Raw genomic sequence first — 17,201 nt, 5'->3', positions numbered from 1 at the left:
CACCTAAACCCCCTCCATATCGCTGTTCCAGAAGTGGGGTTCATTCTCTGTCGACTTCTCAAGTAATTCGTTCGCTTTAGCGACCATGTATTTTGGCTGAGCGATAACAATATCTTCAGGGACTCGTTGCCCATTGGCGATATACGTTACTGGCAGCGCATTTTGCACTACAACACTGATAAACTCTCCAAGGCTCAACGATTCATCGAGCTTGGTCATGATGCAACCCGAAAGTGGGATGCGTCTAAAGTGGTCCAGCGTTTCTTGTAACACTTGACGTTGTGCCGTAGCAGGCAACACCAAGTAACTATTAATGATTTCACCGCTCTCTTGCATCAGAGTATCTAACTGCTCTGAAAGGCGGACATCTCGCTGTCCCATACCTGCGGTATCAATTAAGACTAACCGTCTGTTTCTCAACTGATATAATACATCGGCCAGTTCTTCAGAATCTTTAGCAACTCTTACCGGACAACCCATAATTCTGCCATAAATGGACAATTGTTCATGAGCACCGATCCGGTAAGTATCCGTTGTGACAAGTGCAACATTGTCCGAACCGTATTCCATTGCCGCGCGAGCCGCTAACTTGGCTACCGTCGTGGTTTTTCCAACACCCGTCGGACCTAACAAAGCGACAATGCCACCTTGGCGTAAAATATCTTGCTTACTAATCACCACCTGATCAGAGACTAGCGCAAGCAATGCCTTCCAAGCTTTCTGTGGCGGAGTATCTTCAGGAATATAACAAGCAAGCTGGTCAGCCAGTTCCGGTGAAATCCCCATTCGCTCTAAACGCTTGATTAACATGGCTCGCAGAGGTTCTCTACGTTCGACTTCTTGCCACATCAGTCCAGAGACTTGGTGCTCTAATAAACGGCGAATAGAAGACATGTCTTCTTTCATCGACTCCAGTTCTTCACCAATTTTTCCGTCACGCTTACTGCCTGACGAATAGTGACTTGAAGAAGTCTGATTCGATGATGAGCGCTCTGACGAGGATTGTCCCGATGAGAAGTGATTAGGCGTGTGACGTTGCATCGCAGCACGCGAGTCGGATTCTCGCTCACCATAAGCGCGCGCTGACGCCGAGTACGGTGCGCCTCGCTCCTCACCTGCTCTATCACGCACACCGTGCGATTCACGGCGATTGTCTTGAGTATATTGGTAACGGTCACTACTTTGGTAAGCCGAGCTCATCGAATTGCTTCGCTCAGACTGGCGTTCTAGTAGGGCTGACAACGAATCGGTAGATTTCGCGGCTTGAGTTTGAGTGCTCACATCAGAACCACCACGGTAGTTTTTCAACATATTAGCAAAGCGATCGCTAACCGAAGGCGTGCTTGTATTACCGCGTTGATTCAAGCTAACGTGATCATCTTTTAATTCACGCTCACCTGGATACCCAGGTTGAGTCGACGGCGTCGGTGGTGATAATGCCTTGTTGCTCATTTGACGTGGTGCGGTTTGATTACCATCACCATCAATCGCGGCAACGATCTCAACGCCACCTGCCACTTTTTTATTTGACATGATGACCGCCTCTGCACCAAGTTCTTCTTTGACTTGTAGCAAGGCTTGTCGCATATCTCTGGCAAAAAATCGTTTAATTTTCAACGGTCACATCCATTTTCAATACCGACGTCAGTGAATAGTAAATCACTATTCAAAGCGATTAAATACTATCGCTAATTATACTAACGACTCATTAATTCCCAACCGCCTGTACGATTCGTATTTGTTTTTCATCAGGTATTTCTTGGTAAGACAACACTCGTAAATTTGGAATCGTATTCTTTACAAATTTAGCTAACGTCGAACGAAGTACGCCCGATGTTAGTAATACGGCTGCCTCACCTTTTAATTCTTGTTCTTGGGTAGCTTGTGTTAACGACGCTTGTAATCGTTCGGCTAAGCCAGGCTCTATACCCGCTGACTCACCACCCGCCGCTTGCATGGTTTGATGCAATATTTGTTCCAACTCTGGGATCAAGGTAATAACCGGCAATTCTGGTTCTATACCATTGATCTCTTGGACAATTAGTCGTTTAAGGGCAATACGAACAGCGGCGGTCAATACGTCAGGTTCTTGACTCTTTGATGAATATTCAGCCAACGTCTGGACGATCGTACGAATATCTCGAATTGGAATCGCTTCATGCAGTAGATTTTGCAACACCTTAACCATGGTTCCCAACGGCAGTTGCTCCGGCACAAAGTCTTCAACCAACTTCGGAGCACTACGCCCTAGTAGTTCAAGTAAGTTCTGAACCTCTTCATGCCCTAGCAACTGCGCCGCGTTATTCGTCAGTAGTTGACTCAAATGTGTGGCGAGCACTGTGGATGAGTCTACCACGGTGTAGCCAAGCGCTTGAGCGTGCTCTTTCTGTGCTTCTTGTATCCAAACCGCTTCTAGACCAAACGCAGGGTCAATGGTTGGTTCGCCATCAATCAGCCCATAGACTTGACCTGGGTTAATCGCCAACTCTTGGTCTGGACGAATTTCCGCTTCACCTACCGCCACACCCATTAGCGTAATGCGGTAAGAGTTTGGGGTCAGCTCTAGGTTGTCTCTAATATGTACCGCAGGGATCAGGAAGCCAAAATCTTGGGAGAGCTTTTTACGCACCCCTTTAACGCGCTCAAGTAACTCACCCCCTTGGTCTCTATCGACGAGAGGAATCAAGCGGTAACCCACTTCGAGGCCGATGACGTCAACCGGATGTACGTCATCCCAAGACAATTCTTTTGGTGGCGCTGATGGGTCTTTGGGCTGCAATTCTGCTGGCAAGTTTTTCTGCTCTTCCGCTTTTTTCTGCTTACGCGTCATCCAATATGCTCCGCCCCCCGCCATGGCTGCCAGCAACAAGAATGCGAAGTGCGGCATACCCGGCACAATACCCATTACCAGCATAATGCCTGAGGTAATCATAAGTGCTTTGGGGTTATCAAACAGTTGAAAAACAACCTGTTGCCCCATGTCTTCGTCAGTATTTTGACGCGTCACCATAATTGCCGCGGCAATGGATAACAGCAGCGAAGGGATTTGGGCAACCAAACCATCACCGATGGTCAACAGCGTATAAATTTCTAGTGCTTCACCGAACCCTAGTGAGTGCTGCATCATACCAATGCTAAGACCACCAACGATATTGAGAAACAGAATAAGAATACCGGCGATGGCATCCCCTTTTACAAACTTCGAGGCACCATCCATCGAACCGTAAAAATCCGCTTCTTTGGTCACTTCAAAGCGACGAGTGCGAGCTTGGTCTTGATCAATGAGTCCGGCGTTTAAATCCGCATCAATCGCCATTTGTTTACCGGGTAACGCATCCAAGGTAAAACGCGCACTCACTTCGGAGATACGACCCGCACCTTTGGTTACTACCATGAAGTTTATGATCATTAAGATCATAAACACCACAAGACCCACCGCGTAGTTACCACCAATCACCACGTTACCAAAGGCTTCAATAACATTACCTGCCGCGCCACTACCTTCGTGACCATAAAGCAACACCACTCGCGTTGACGCCACGTTCAGCGCCAAACGCAACAATGTCGCAATCAGTAGTACAGTCGGAAACGCGGCAAAATCCAATGGACGACGGGTATAGACAGACACCAACAACACAACCATCGCCAAGGCAATATTGAAGGTAAAAAAGAGATCGAGAAGCAGCGCAGGGATGGGCAATATTATCATTGCCAGTGCAGCGAGAACCATAATAGGCGCGCCAACAGCAGGTAAAGCCCGATTAGGAATCGTCGGGAGTTTGTTGGCAAATGGTAAGGTCAATTTCATTACAACTACATCACTGCGGGTGGCACATAGCGCGCCATAATTAAATACTAAACCTGTATTATGCAAGAAGCATACCTATAGGCAGTCAAGTTTTTGACAGTCCATCAAGGCTATACTACTGAGCAGGAAAACATCTATTAATAACGCATATCTTTTGGAATCGTGATCTGATCATTTTGCAATGTCGGGCGCTGCCCGCCTTTTTTACGATATTGCTTTAATTGATACACATAAGCAAGAATCTGCGCCACGGCGGCAAATAGGCTATCTGGGATCTCTTGTTCTAATTCCGACGTATGATAAAGGGCACGAGCAAGGGGGGGTGATGGCACAATATAAATATTATGCTCACGGGCAACTTCACGGATTTTCAAGGCCATATGATCAATCCCCTTTGCGACCACAATTGGGGCTTTATCCTGACCCTGTTTATATCGTAGTGCGACCGAGAAGTGTTCTGGGTTGGTAATAATAACGTCTGCCTCTGGGACTTCCGCCATCATTCTTCGTTGTGCCGCTTCGCGCTGAAGCATACGAATTCGGCCTTTAACTTCCGGTTTACCTTCGGTATCTTTGAACTCATCTTTGACTTCTTGCTTAGTCATTTTGAGTTGCTCGGCATGCTGCCAAATTTGAAAGGGAACGTCTATCGCCACCACAATCAATAACGTGGTACTGATCAGCAATATAAAGTTGAGTAGAATATCCAACGCGTGGAAAATGTTTTGTGGAAAGACCTCTACACTCAGTTGAAATAAGTCAGCACGTGATGCGTTAACTAAATAAAAGGCCATCCCTGCGACAAGTGACACTTTAAGAATGGATTTAATCAGTTCAACCCAACTTTGCATGCCGACCATGCGCTTTAGACCGCTGAGTGGATTCATTTTAGACAGTTTTGGCATCGCCGCTTCTGCCGAAAAGCTAATACCACCGACACCAGCCGCCCCCACTAATGCAGCAAGAAACAAGACAAACAAAATCAGAATTAACGGCAGAACGAGCCCGGATAACACGCCCATGATGATGTCGAATAGCACCGTGTGATCGTAAATTTCTTCCCGCGATAGGGTGAAAAATCGACTCATGGTATTAAAAAGTGCTTTAGCTAGCCCTTCACCAAACATCATCAGTGACAGAGCGCCCACCATCAGCACTGATACTGACGCCAGCTCTTTCGACCTCGCAACCTGACCTTTTTCACGCGCCTGCTTTAACCGCTGGGGCGTGGCGTCTTCTGTGCGTTCTTGTCCATCTGACTCAGCCAAGTCTGCCCCCTAAAGTCATAAGCACGTTCATATCCATAGCAAAGCACAAAATGATAGTGCGTAAAACAGCCATTATGGTCAACATGCTAAACGAATCAAGCGACATACTTGCCCCTCAACTTCTAGCCAATACAGTTGGTAGTGACTATACAGCCCCGCTAGCATATACCAACAAATCATCAAGCCAACCACCAGCGCAAAGGTAAAACCTAACGCAAAAATGTTCAATTGTGGCGCCGCTCTGGTCATCACACCAAATGATAAGTTGACCGTCAGTAGGGCAATAATCCCGGCAATGGCCATACTCAATGCCGTTTTGAACATTAAGCTTAACCACCCTGCCATCTCTCTAAAGTCGACCGTAGTAAGCTGACCACTACCGATGGGCAAGGTTTTAAAACTCATCACAACCAATTGAATCATTTTAAGGTGACCGTCGGTCGCCAAAAAGAACATGGTTGCCAAAAACATAAACAGCTGACCTAAAAGCGGTGTACTTTGTCCATTGGCAGGATCCACCATAGAGGCGAAACCTAAGCTCGATTGCATGCCGAGTATCTGCCCGAGCATAACAAAAGTCTGCACCATGAAAATGGTGACCATCCCCATCGAGATGCCAATGATCATTTGTTCCGCAACAATCAAGAAGCCTTGGAATGAGAACAGCTCAATATTCTGCGGAACCGCAGGCAAGGTCGGCATGACGGCAAGGGTGAGAGCCAAACCAAGAAACAGACGAATTCTAGGCGAAACAAAATTAGCCCCCGTTACCGACATGACCATCAACATGGACGATATCCGCACATAAGGCCAAAAATAGTTAGCAAGCCATTCAATCACCGTGCTCGTTGGGTATTCCATGCTTGGCTTTACCAAAGAACCTGAGGGATTCGTTCGATGATTTCATAGAAGAACTCCATCATCATTTGCGTCCCCCAATGAGCAAACCCCATCAAAACCAATAATGTCACCACAAGCCTAGGAAGGAAGCTCAACGTTTGTTCGTTGATCGACGTGGCAGCTTGAAATATCGCCACAACCAACCCCACCAACAAGCTTGGCACTACGATGGCACAAACCAGTAGCAGCACCATCCACAAAGCATCACGAAATAATTCAACAAACAGCTCAGGCGTCATCTTGATTACTCCAGCTACAACGCAAAACTGCCGGCCAAGGTTGATAGAATTAAATTCCAGCCATCAACCAAGACAAACAACATAAGTTTAAACGGTAGAGAAACAATCATTGGCGACAACATCATCATACCCATTGCCATCAGAACTGACGCCACCACCAAGTCAATGATTAAGAAAGGAAGAAACAGCATGAATCCGATTTGGAACGCAGTTTTCAGCTCAGAAGTGATGAATGCAGGAATCAATACGGCAAGGGATACATCTTCTGGATTTTGCGCGGTGGAACCAGACATGTGTACGAAGGTTTCTAAGTCTTTAACGCGTGTTTGCTTGAGCATGAAATCCTTCATTGGACCTTGTGCTTGGTCAAAGGCTTGTTTGGCTGAAATCTCTTCATTCAAATAAGGCTGAATCGCCTCATCATTCACCTTACTCAACACTGGCGACATAATGAATAAGGTTAAAAACATGGCAATACCAATAATCACTTGATTGGAAGGTGTTTGCTGTAGACCCATCGCCTGCCTAAGAATCGACATGACCACGACAATACGAGTAAACGAGGTCATCAAGATGACCATAGCAGGCAAGAAGCCAAGCATGGTCATCAAGGCTAGGATTTGTAAGTTTACTGAGTAATCTTCGCTACCATCCGCATTGGTTTTCATGGTGAAGGCAGGAATACCCGGACCAGACGCAAAGCTACTCCCTGTTGAGCTTGCCGCCCCTTGGTCGCTCTGCATCGCCGAAACCGTTACACCACTGTCTAGTGCTGCGCCGCTCGTTACTGGTGTTGCCAATGCCTCTTCAGCAAAGCTGATTGGCGCAAAACTAAGAAGTAAGCAAAGGCATGCTGCGCGCAGTATAGTAATCATTGCTAACCTTGTTTTTTCATCAATTTGGATAACTGAGCCGCGAAAGCAGGCTGTGTGGCTTCTTCCTGCGTCAGTGGCGTCTCTAATTTAGAAATCAATTGAATAGATTGCGCGGTGATCCCAACAAGAAATTGCTCATCTCCCGCTTCCACTATCGCGATGCGCTCTTTTGTCCCAACAGGGATTTGTCGCACAATTTTAAGTCCTTGCTGATTGATCATTGACGGCACTTTCATCCGTTTTAGCAACCAAGCCAGCCCCAAAATCACCATCACAACCAGTACAAGTGCACCTAGTGTAGCGGCAAGATCAAACGGAGATTCTCCACCAGCGAGCTGAGTAGGCGCTTGCGAAGCGAGCACTGACGTAGACAATAACAAGGCGGAAACTACGATCAAATTTAGTATTTTCATGCTTAACGTAACTTTTTGATGCGCTCAGTTTGGCTTATGACGTCGGTAAGACGAATACCAAATTTATCATTGACGACAACCACTTCCCCATGGGCGATTAGGGTGCCATTCACCATCACGTCCAATGACTCACCCGCGATACGATCTAATTCAACCACCGACCCTTGGTTCAATTGCAGTAAGTTACGAATGCTAATTTGCGAACGTCCTACTTCCATTGAGATGGTCACGGGAATATCCATGATGGTATCGAGCTTGCGGCGCTCATCTTCCGAAATAGGCGTCGAGGAGTCTTGCAACTCGTCCAACGGTGCGGCAAGTACTTCATCTACGTCAATCTCTGGTGCCATTGGGTCTTCCCCAAGTGCGGCTGCCCATTCATCTGCTAACTTTTGGTCGTCTGTAATGCCCATAACTTTTTATACTCTCTTATTCGTTCTCATCGTCCACATGCTCGAGCTCAGCCATAATATCCTTACCAAGGAAAGCTAAATCCGTTTTTACCACATCTGGGCGTCTAATCTTCTCGGAAATTTGAACGGCAATTTTCTCGCCTGTCCTTCCCATTTTCACTCGATATGTCGGTAATTCTTCGACAAACATCGTGGCATTTTCCGGCATTTCAATCGGAATAATGTCACCGACTTGCAACTCCATTAAATCGCGTAGAGACACGTCTTTTTCCAACAGATTTACGCGAAAATTAACCGGAACATCCATGATTTCTTCACGTAACGCGCTGCTCCAACGAACGTCCGTTTCCATTTTATCCGACTGCACCCCCGCATCGAGAAGCTCTCGAATAGGCTCAACCATCGAATACGGCATCACAACGTGGAAGTCGCCACCACCACCATCAACTTCGATGTGGAAAGAGCTGACAACAATCACTTCCGTCGGACTAACAATGTTCGCCATACTCGGGTTCACTTCAGAGTCCAAATATTCGAACTCTACCCCCATAACTGGCGACCATGCTTCTTTATAGTCTTCAAACACGGTTTTCATCAGCAATTGAATAATACGGCGTTCGGTTGGCGTAAACTCTCGGCCTTCAATCTTGGCGTGGAAACGGCCGTCTCCACCAAAAAAGTTTTCGACGAGAATAAAGACCAAACGTGCTTCCATGGTAATTAGCGCGGTACCTTTTAACGGTCTAAACCGCACCATATTCAAGCTAGTTGGTACATAAAGTGTGTTTTGGTATTCGCCAAATTTCATCATTTGGACACCATTGATAGACACTTCTGCGGTCTTTCTTAACATATTGAATAAGCTAATTCGCATATGCCGTGCGAAGCGTTCGTTGATAAGCTCCAACGTTGGCATTCGACCACGAACAATGCGGTCTTGGGAAGAAAAATCAAAATGCACCGCATCACTAGGATCCTGATCCAGTTCTTCTTCTACCTCATCAACATCATCTACACCATGCAGTAGCGCATCAATTTCGTCTTGGCTTAATAAGTCAGTCACACATTACCTACTGGATAACAAAATCTGTAAAGAGTACGCGTTCTATCACGGGCTTTCCGACCACTTGTGACAAACTACTCTGTATGTCGGCGGTTGCTTGATCACGTAATTCAACTCGCCCATTGGTACTTCTTAACTGCTCAACCGACGTGGAAGCAAACGTTGACAGCAACGTACTCTCAATCAATGGTGAATGATAACGAGCTAACTCTTCATTATCTAGCCCACGCACCATCAGTTGAGCTTTAATCTGAACCATACGATCACGAGACTTCCCCGTAACATTAAACACGAAAGGTTGCGCGATGTTGACGTATGAGATTGGATCAACCACGACAGCTGGAGCATTTTGCGCAGACGTTGGGCGATGTTGAGGCGTACTATCTGTGCCAAAAAGCCAGTAAGCAACGCCTCCAGCAATGAGCAAAACCACGAGTACTGCTACGATGATAATCAACAGTTTTTTCTTACTGTTTGGTTGTTCTTGAATATTTTCTGCCATATCGATATTTACTTTTAGTTAAGCGGCTTGAGGTTATTGAGCCGATTATACAGACAATCCCACGTGACGTGGTTTCGCGTTGAGTTTATTCGTTAACTAAAACACTCAGAGCAAAACAATGCGCTACGCATAATAACTGATACCATCTTCTTTTTTGGCGATATTTAGGTTCATGCTCACCCCTTCCTCTATGGCTTCCGCATCGCCATGAGACTGACCGGCACCACCTGAGCCTTGATTATGAGCATCTGCCGATGCATGACGCTGCTGTTGACCAGAACCTTGTTGCTGTACTGAGGTATCAGCAAGTTGAATACCTTGCTGCGATAACATTTCTCGCAGCCTTGGCATTGATTGATCAACCATCTCTCGTGTTTGTTGGTTCTGAACGGTGAAATGCACGGTCGCGGTGTCACTATTGAGTGTCATGCGAATTTGCATTCGCCCTAACTCTGGCGGATCAAGGCGAATATCCACCTGCTTTAGGTTCTTCGCCATCATCATCTGAATACGTTCTGAAACTTGATCGCTGGCATTCTCTTTAGTGAGCACCATCGGTGATTGTACGTTCGTCGTCGCTTGTGGTTGCTCACCGCGTAGTGCTTGAGTGCCCAATGCTGTGCCTGCTGTCGCTGCCGGATTCAGACCGTTTAGCGGCTCATTACTCGACGCGGGACTGGGTTTCAAGCCTTTCAAGTTTGTCTGACCAACCCCCATCGCATTAGGGGGTGCGACTCCACTCGTCACTGGACTCGCTGACGGCGTTTCTTTTCCTGCTAGCATTGACGCTGCAGCTAATGTTCCTGCGGCTGGCGTTCCTGCGGCCGGCGCACTAGCACCGTCATTACTCGCGGCTGCCGTTCCCTGATGAGCTGAATGGAAAGGCTGCGCTTGCTGTGAATTTGGTTGCGATAATGGCGTTGGTACTGCATTGAGCCCATTCGACGCTTGCTTATCTAACGTTGATTTATCCAGCGCGGCGCCTGCAGCAAGTATCGCGGCTTTTCCTTCCAACTTAGCATCACTGCTTCCATCAGTTTGCGACCAAGCAATTTGAGAATTCGCTCCGTCACTTTTTACGCTGCCGTCAGCCACAGCTAACCCTGCCACACCTGCTGACTGAGCCAAGGTACTATTCGCTTGCCCTACTCCGACTGATGATGTCAATGTTTGCGGTGAGGCTGCTGTTGTAGAAACCGCAGCTGGAGAAGTCACAGCTGCAGAAGCTATCGCGGTTGAGGATAACGCCTCAGCTGGTAAAGTCTGTCCAATTGGGGATTCCACCGGCATTGACTGCCCAGATGCCGCAGCAAAGGTCGCTAACACTGTTGCCTCATCTGATGGTAGGGTCTTGTCGGTCGTATCATTGACCATAGCGGTCGTAGCCGCAGCCCCCGCAGCCGATTCTAATGAAGGAGTTTGCAGCGCTTGATTTGACTCGTTTAAGCGATTCAGTAACTGAGAGCTTTCATCCATGGTCGCTTGTGCTGATGCGTTAGCTTGTGCCGATGCACTAGAATGTACTGATGCGCTAGCATGTACTGACGATTTAGCTTGCGAAGTCGCGGCCAAATTTTCAGGATCCGTTACTGAGACTGCCTCTTCCGAGGCGATAGCAGTGGTCGCCAACGCCATTTTCTTGACGTCTGAAGATGAGGCTTCGTCACTTTCTGTTGGGGTCTTTACGCTTTGATTTACGCTATCAGCGGACTCATCCTTGCCGTTTGATTCCAACCCTTTATTCTCAGCTGATTCTAGTGCAATCTCGCCCACATCATCCGTTGCAGCCTCCGAGGCGTCGGACGAAGGCGAGCTAGAATCAGCCACTGATTTTTCTAATGACCCTTTCTCTGCAACAGAACCGTCAACACTTTGTTTTTTCTCTGTATTTTCACCATACATAGCACTTTTCAACTTATCAAAGAAACCCGACTCCTCTGACGTCGCAACGGTATCTTTCGCTGAAGCAGGATCGTTACTCAATTTCAGATTCGATGATGGTGAAGCATTATTGCTAGAAACAGACAGACTCATTCCATTCGGGCCTACATAATGATAATTACAAAATTAATCGTGATGATGACAACATTAGAGGCAAGTGACTGCCGCTGGTCATAATATGCAGATATGATGCAATAATTATACCTAAGTGATAGCAACCAGCAGGATTGGATGTGCTTGGCGTGGCTAGAAGCTAATAAGGTGCATAATCGAATAATAAGCGTAGGTTGTCACTCGGTTGAAGCGTATTAGTGGCTTCAATTCATGATCACTTCAACGCTGAGTTTTTCTTCGTGCAAATAGTAAATTAGAAAACTCATCCATTTGTTGTTGCTCTTTTTTATCGGCAATACGCGCTTTCTCTTTGGCCTTTTTGTCCATCATCCATTCATAGGATCGTCGCTGCTTACGTGTGTTGTGCCAAAACTCTTGGCAATCATCAACTTGTTGCTTAAAGTGCGACTCTGCCGTTTTTTGCTTAGTCAGCGTTTCGTCCAATTGAGTCAGAAATCGATTTAAGTGACCATATTCACTCGCCGTCAGACCTTCCTTTCCGCGACGGACTAATTGATTGCAATAGTCGAGTCGATATTGCTCAATTTGCCTCACTTGATTGTAATAATCTTCTAGCTCAGAGCGCGCTTTATTGAGTGCCAATACGGCTTGCTGCTCATTGTCTTTAGCTTGTTCAAGAAGGAAGTCGAGTGCATTGTCCATAACTTACCGTCAATTAACCTGCAGCAGTTGCTTGAGCATGTTAACGCACATGTCGTAAGGCACGGTCTCTTTCATGCTTTGCTGTAAATATTGATCCAACTTCGGCTTCAGGGTAAAGGCGCTATCAATCGCAGGGTCAGTCCCCGGTTTATATGCCCCAATCGACACCAAATCTTGATTCTTGCGGCACACAGATAGCACCTGTCTCACCGCTTTGGACATCAATACATGCTGATCATCGGTTATTTGCGGCATGACACGACTCACTGATTTTTCCACATCAATCGCGGGATAGTGCCCAGCGTCTGCCATTTCGCGTGATAATACAATGTGGCCATCTAGAATCGCACGTGAGGCATCGGCGATTGGATCTTGTAGATCATCACCTTCGGTCAATACTGTGAAAAACGCAGTAATCGAGCCTTGATTGTCATCACCATTTCCCGCTCGCTCAACAAGCGCTGGCAGCTTGGCAAACACCGATGGCGGATAACCTTTCGTTGCAGGGGGCTCACCCACCGATAAGGCAATCTCACGCTGCGCTTGTGCAAAACGAGTTAATGAGTCCATCAATAGCAATACATCGAGCCCTTGGTCTCTAAAGTACTCAGCGATAGTCAACGCCGTTTGGCAACCTTTCAAACGCATCAAAGGCGATGAATCCGCTGGTGCAGCCACCACCACAGAGCGTTGACGTCCCGTTGTACCTAAAATCTCTTCAATAAACTCTTTAACTTCTCGTCCACGCTCACCGATTAACCCCACAACCACCACTTGCGCGGTTGTGCCACGAGTCATCATGCCCAAAGTGACCGATTTACCCACACCAGAACCGGCAAATAAGCCGATACGTTGGCCTTTGCCAACCGTTAACAAGCCATTAATGGCCTTAAGGCCAACATCTAGCGGCTCTGAAATAGGCTTTCTTGCAAGGGGATTAATAGGCTGGGCATTAAACGAGGCGCGTTTCTCCGTGTATATTTCGCCCAGGCCATCTAGTGGATTACCCACACCATCAATGACACGGCCTAACAGCTCCATTCCTACGGGTAACCCAGTTTCTGCTGTCATTGGCGTGACTCTAGCGCCAGGTAAAATGCCGCTGATTTGCTCACTCGGCATTAAAAATAGATGTTCACCGGAAAAACCAACCACTTCCGCTTCCATCTCACCCGTCATGGTTTCGACTTTACACAAGCTACCGATGGGCGCTTTGCAGCCCGTTGCTTCTAGTGTTAATCCAACAACTCGCACCAACTTACCTGACGCGACGGCACGTGACTTGTGCCCTGATACTTTATACTGAGCGAGACGGTCAGAGAGCGCTTGCATTAATCCGAACCCTGATGACGATTAGTGCCACAAAAGCTTTGTAGCACGCTGTGAATTCGCTCTTCCACCTTGTAGCTCACACTGGACTCACCCGCTTCAATTTGAACATCACCACGATTGAGCGCAGGCTCTACCACGAGTTGCCAATTACGAATATCCAGCTCTTGATCACCGTAGGCTGCTCGAACAATGTCCACGTCAGCAGGATGTAGTTTGAGCGTAATAGCGTGTCCCACAATAGGGAGTACTTCTACTGATTGCTTAATCGTATCGAGAATAAATTGCGGGTTGGTTTGGACTTCAACATGCACGACTTCTTTGACTAGCGTCAGCACCATGTCGACCAACTGCTTCTCAACTTGGCTATTCATGAGTTCAAGAGGTTGAGCAAACTGGTTTGCCATACCCATGAATATTTCAACTTGCTGTTTGATGTATTCCTCACCTGCGGCAACGCCTTCGGCCTTACCAAGCTCTAGCCCTTCTTGGTGTCCAGCTTCCATCCCTTCTTGCTTACCCTTATCAAAACCTTGCTTAAACCCAGCCTCTTGGCCTTGGAATAATCCTTCTTGATAAGCGCCTTGCTTAATAAGTTCGATCTGCTCTTCTGTTAATTCAAACGGTGCATCTTCTGGCGTCGGCTCATCAAGTGGCGTCCAACTTGGGTCGTAGTTTAATGCGGTTTCGCGAGCATGCTGATTGGTCTGAGAGGTGTAATCGGGCAGCCCCCATGAATGCGCAGATTCCATGGTGATGTCTTCAGAAGGGCGCAAGAAGCCGCGTTTTCTATCTCCAGCCATAATTTTACCTTACCCGTTGATTACAAGAACTCGTCAGCACCACCAGAGAGCATCAACTCTCCACTGTCTGCCATCTTTCTTGCTATGGTCAAAATCTCTTTCTGTGCCGATTCTACATCCGCGACTCGTACAGGAGGCATCGCTTCAATGTCTTCGCGCATCATATCAGCCGCACGTTTCGACATGTTGTTGAAAATCTTCTCTTTCAGGCCATCATCAGCGCCTTTAAGTGCACGTTGCAGTACATCTTGAGGAACGTCCCTAAGCAGCTTTTGAATGCCTTGATCATCAACCTCAATGAGGTTTTCAAATACAAACATAAGATCTTGGATATGAGTCGCCATGTCTTCGTCTTGGTCGCGAATTTGATCCATAAGCAGGCCTTCAACGTTATTGTCGAGGTAGTTCATGATCTCGGCCGCCGCCTTCAGGCCGCCAATTTTCGCAGCTTGCGCGCCAGCTTGACCGGCAAACTGTTTCTCCATGATCTCGTTTAGCTCTGCCAACGCCGAAGGTTGCACTTCCTCTAGGTTGGCGATACGCATCATAAGATCAAGACGCACTCGCTCTGGGAACTGAGAAAGAATTTCCGCCGACTGATCGGCTTCAAGATAGGACAATACGATGGTTTGAATTTGCGGGTGCTCATTAATTATGATGCTCGCCACTTGACGAGGATCCATCCATTTCAATGAATCAAGACCCTTAGAGCCAGTCCCCAGTAAAATCTGGTCAACCAAGTTATTGGCTTTATCTTCACCAAGTGCTGCCACCAAGGTATTGCGCATGAAGTCTTCACTGCCCATACCAATATTGGTGTACTTCTGAATGTCTTCAAGAAACGCGCGGTGTACCGCACCCACTTTATCTTGGCTTAAGTCGCTTGCGCGAGCCATTGCCCCACCAACACGTTGCACTTGTTTTGGCTCTAAATGACGAATGATACTAGCCGCGTCTTGTTCATTTAAACTAAGTAAAAGAATGGCGGCTTTTTCTTCACCACTTATGTTTGAGATATCTACGGTTGATTCAACAACCTGCCCACCATTGCTGGCTACAATTTCATTTGCCATTAGTTCTCAACCATCCAATTCTTCACGACTTGCGCGGCAAGCTCTGGCTCATTAGCCACGAGTGCTCGAACCGCCTTCAAGACATCTTCATCTTTATGTAAGTTAGGCAGATCAATGCCTGTGCTAAATTCAAACAGCTCGCTACCGTCGATATCACTACCGATCAGGCTGGTTTCGCCATCCGCACCGAGCGGTAACCCATCTGGGCCATACAATTGCTCATCGGTATCTTGCGCAGCTGGATTAAGCAATTTCTTCATTGCCGGACGAATCAACACCAACACGACAACAATGATCACTAGCGCACTAGCAAACCATCGAACCCAATCGTTAAAGTTCGGGTGCTCCCAGAGTGGAACATCGGCTAATTGTTCCGTTACAGGTGTTTCAAACGTCATACTTAATACGTTGAGCAAATCACCACGGTTTTCATTGAAGCCGACCGAACCAATCAATATTTGACGAATCGCGGCTAATTCCGTTTCAGAACGAGGCTCATACGTCACATCGCCCGTATCCGGGTTCACTTTGGCGCGATTCTTAATCGCCACTGCGACCGTTTGACGATTCACCACACCACTTTGTTTACGCTCGTGACTGATGGTGGTATCGAGTTCAAAGTTACGCGTGGCTTCTTTGTGTACCGAACCTTGACCTAATACCGATCCGTCTTTCATTTGTGCAACGTCAGTTGGAATCGAGGCATCCGCTGGCGGTTGATTACTCAGGGCACCAGGAACCCCCGCCACAGCATTGCCATTATTATAATCTTCTAGCGTATACTCACTTCGCGTCGCGGGAGTATTCGGATCAAACTGCTTACGAGTTTGCTCCACTGCACTAAAATCCAACTCGATGTCCACCTGAGCCGTATAGTTGCCAAGCCCTAAAATAGGAATTAACACTGAATCTATTTTTTCACGCAGTGCCTGTTCTTGGTTTTGTTCAAGCTCTTGCTCTTTTCTTCGTGCCGCCGATGTGGCGTCTTGTGAGCCTGAACTGAGCAGTCGACCATGTTGATCGGTAACGGTAATTCGCGTGGTTTTCATGCCTGGAACAGCACTTGCCACCATATCAACGACAGAGTCAACTTCCTGACGTTTTAGGACTGAACCCGTTGCCAGAGTTAGAAAGACTGAGGCAGACGCCTCTTGATTATGACGGACAAAGACACTTTGTTTAGGAAGGGCAAGCAGCACTCGTGCGGTACGGATCTGCTTCATTTGCTCAATCGCTTTTCCAAGTTGCCGTTCACGACTGAGCTTGAGTCGCTCTTGCTCCAAACGCTGAGACACACCAAACCCCATATCTTGCATTAAGATATCATCACCAGTATTTGACGCACGGTTTAGACCCGCACGCACCATATCTAGCTTTAGGTTGCTGTACTGATTGACTGGCACGCTCAACGCATTGCCTTCAAGCTTGTATTCGACCTTCTTTTGATCAAGATAGTCGAGTACCGGAATCAACTCTTCTGTTTCATATACGCCTAATGGGCGCATTTCGGGTTCTTTGACCCAAAAGAACAGCATCACAATAAGTGCGACACAGATAGAGATGGAAAGTACGAGAACAATTTGTCGCAGCAGATCGAGGTCACCAACGGCTAAATCGAATTTAGAGCTGCTTTTCTCATTTATATCGGGGTTTTGACCTTCGGAGACTAAATCTGAGCTAGCAACCAAATTAGTATCCGCGCCATCCATTACGGTCACATCTGTTGAATGATTTTCTTGAGCCACTGTCCACTACCTAAATTGACTGTCTACGACCTAAAATAACTGTCTACTACCT

General features: G+C 47.1%; 16 protein-coding genes. All 16 read right to left on the bottom strand.

Going from position 1 to position 17,201, the window contains the following annotated elements; translation table 11 throughout:
* Window positions 1–3 precede the first annotated feature (3 nt).
* Window positions 4–1,617, bottom strand: coding sequence for a flagellar biosynthesis GTPase FlhF (gene flhF, locus L4D05_RS03030; RefSeq protein WP_428792985.1), 1,614 nt, complete (start codon window positions 1,615–1,617; stop codon window positions 4–6).
* A gap of 91 nt (window positions 1,618–1,708) precedes the next feature.
* Entirely contained in the window at window positions 1,709–3,808 is a 2,100-nt protein-coding gene (flhA, locus tag L4D05_RS03025; protein WP_428752372.1) for a flagellar biosynthesis protein FlhA, read from the bottom strand.
* A gap of 137 nt (window positions 3,809–3,945) precedes the next feature.
* On the bottom strand, window positions 3,946–5,076 hold the full coding sequence (gene flhB / locus L4D05_RS03020; RefSeq protein ID WP_428752373.1) for a flagellar biosynthesis protein FlhB: 1,131 nt from the start codon (window positions 5,074–5,076) through the stop codon (window positions 3,946–3,948).
* Between the two features lie 78 nt (window positions 5,077–5,154).
* On the bottom strand, window positions 5,155–5,937 hold the full coding sequence (gene fliR / locus L4D05_RS03015; protein ID WP_265676169.1) for a flagellar biosynthetic protein FliR: 783 nt from the start codon (window positions 5,935–5,937) through the stop codon (window positions 5,155–5,157).
* An 8-nt stretch (window positions 5,938–5,945) separates the two neighbouring features.
* Window positions 5,946–6,215 carry a flagellar biosynthesis protein FliQ gene (gene fliQ / locus L4D05_RS03010; protein WP_250616851.1) on the bottom strand — a complete coding sequence of 90 codons (270 nt, stop codon included), beginning with the start codon at window positions 6,213–6,215 and terminating at the stop codon, window positions 5,946–5,948.
* A gap of 14 nt (window positions 6,216–6,229) precedes the next feature.
* Window positions 6,230–7,090: a flagellar type III secretion system pore protein FliP gene (gene fliP, locus L4D05_RS03005; RefSeq protein WP_428792984.1), complete on the bottom strand. Its 861-nt coding sequence runs from the start codon at window positions 7,088–7,090 to the stop codon at window positions 6,230–6,232.
* A 2-nt stretch (window positions 7,091–7,092) separates the two neighbouring features.
* Window positions 7,093–7,503, bottom strand: a complete 411-nt coding sequence (fliO, locus tag L4D05_RS03000) for a flagellar biosynthetic protein FliO (protein WP_428792983.1) — start codon at window positions 7,501–7,503, stop codon at window positions 7,093–7,095.
* 2 nt (window positions 7,504–7,505) lie between these two features.
* Window positions 7,506–7,916, bottom strand: coding sequence for a flagellar motor switch protein FliN (gene fliN, locus L4D05_RS02995; RefSeq protein WP_250616848.1), 411 nt, complete (start codon window positions 7,914–7,916; stop codon window positions 7,506–7,508).
* 16 nt (window positions 7,917–7,932) lie between these two features.
* Window positions 7,933–8,979, bottom strand: coding sequence for a flagellar motor switch protein FliM (gene fliM / locus L4D05_RS02990; protein ID WP_428752376.1), 1,047 nt, complete (start codon window positions 8,977–8,979; stop codon window positions 7,933–7,935).
* A 7-nt stretch (window positions 8,980–8,986) separates the two neighbouring features.
* A complete protein-coding gene (fliL, locus tag L4D05_RS02985) occupies window positions 8,987–9,481 on the bottom strand; it encodes a flagellar basal body-associated protein FliL (protein ID WP_428752377.1) in 495 nt (164 codons plus the stop codon).
* Window positions 9,482–9,604: 123 nt separating this feature from the next.
* Window positions 9,605–11,515: a flagellar hook-length control protein FliK gene (locus L4D05_RS02980; protein ID WP_428792982.1), complete on the bottom strand. Its 1,911-nt coding sequence runs from the start codon at window positions 11,513–11,515 to the stop codon at window positions 9,605–9,607.
* A gap of 240 nt (window positions 11,516–11,755) precedes the next feature.
* Window positions 11,756–12,199: a flagellar export protein FliJ gene (gene fliJ, locus L4D05_RS02975; RefSeq protein ID WP_428792981.1), complete on the bottom strand. Its 444-nt coding sequence runs from the start codon at window positions 12,197–12,199 to the stop codon at window positions 11,756–11,758.
* A gap of 9 nt (window positions 12,200–12,208) precedes the next feature.
* On the bottom strand, window positions 12,209–13,531 hold the full coding sequence (gene fliI / locus L4D05_RS02970) for a flagellar protein export ATPase FliI (protein ID WP_265676177.1): 1,323 nt from the start codon (window positions 13,529–13,531) through the stop codon (window positions 12,209–12,211).
* Window positions 13,531–14,331 (bottom strand): flagellar assembly protein FliH, encoded by an 801-nt coding sequence (fliH, locus tag L4D05_RS02965; protein ID WP_428752380.1) that lies wholly within the window; start codon window positions 14,329–14,331, stop codon window positions 13,531–13,533. The genes fliI and fliH overlap by 1 nt, the downstream gene beginning before the upstream one ends.
* Before the next feature lie 20 nt (window positions 14,332–14,351).
* Window positions 14,352–15,404 (bottom strand): flagellar motor switch protein FliG, encoded by a 1,053-nt coding sequence (gene fliG, locus L4D05_RS02960; RefSeq protein WP_265676179.1) that lies wholly within the window; start codon window positions 15,402–15,404, stop codon window positions 14,352–14,354.
* Window positions 15,404–17,113 (bottom strand): flagellar basal-body MS-ring/collar protein FliF, encoded by a 1,710-nt coding sequence (fliF, locus tag L4D05_RS02955; protein ID WP_428793122.1) that lies wholly within the window; start codon window positions 17,111–17,113, stop codon window positions 15,404–15,406. The genes fliG and fliF overlap by 1 nt, the downstream gene beginning before the upstream one ends.
* Between the last annotated feature and the right edge of the window lie 88 nt (window positions 17,114–17,201).

Origin of the sequence: Vibrio nomapromontoriensis, from assembly GCF_050337205.1 — a bacterium.
In the GTDB taxonomy this organism is placed as follows: domain Bacteria; phylum Pseudomonadota; class Gammaproteobacteria; order Enterobacterales; family Vibrionaceae; genus Vibrio; species Vibrio nomapromontoriensis.
The sequence above is the reverse complement of the archived record's forward strand: the minus strand, read 5'-3'. Positions and strand labels throughout refer to the sequence as shown.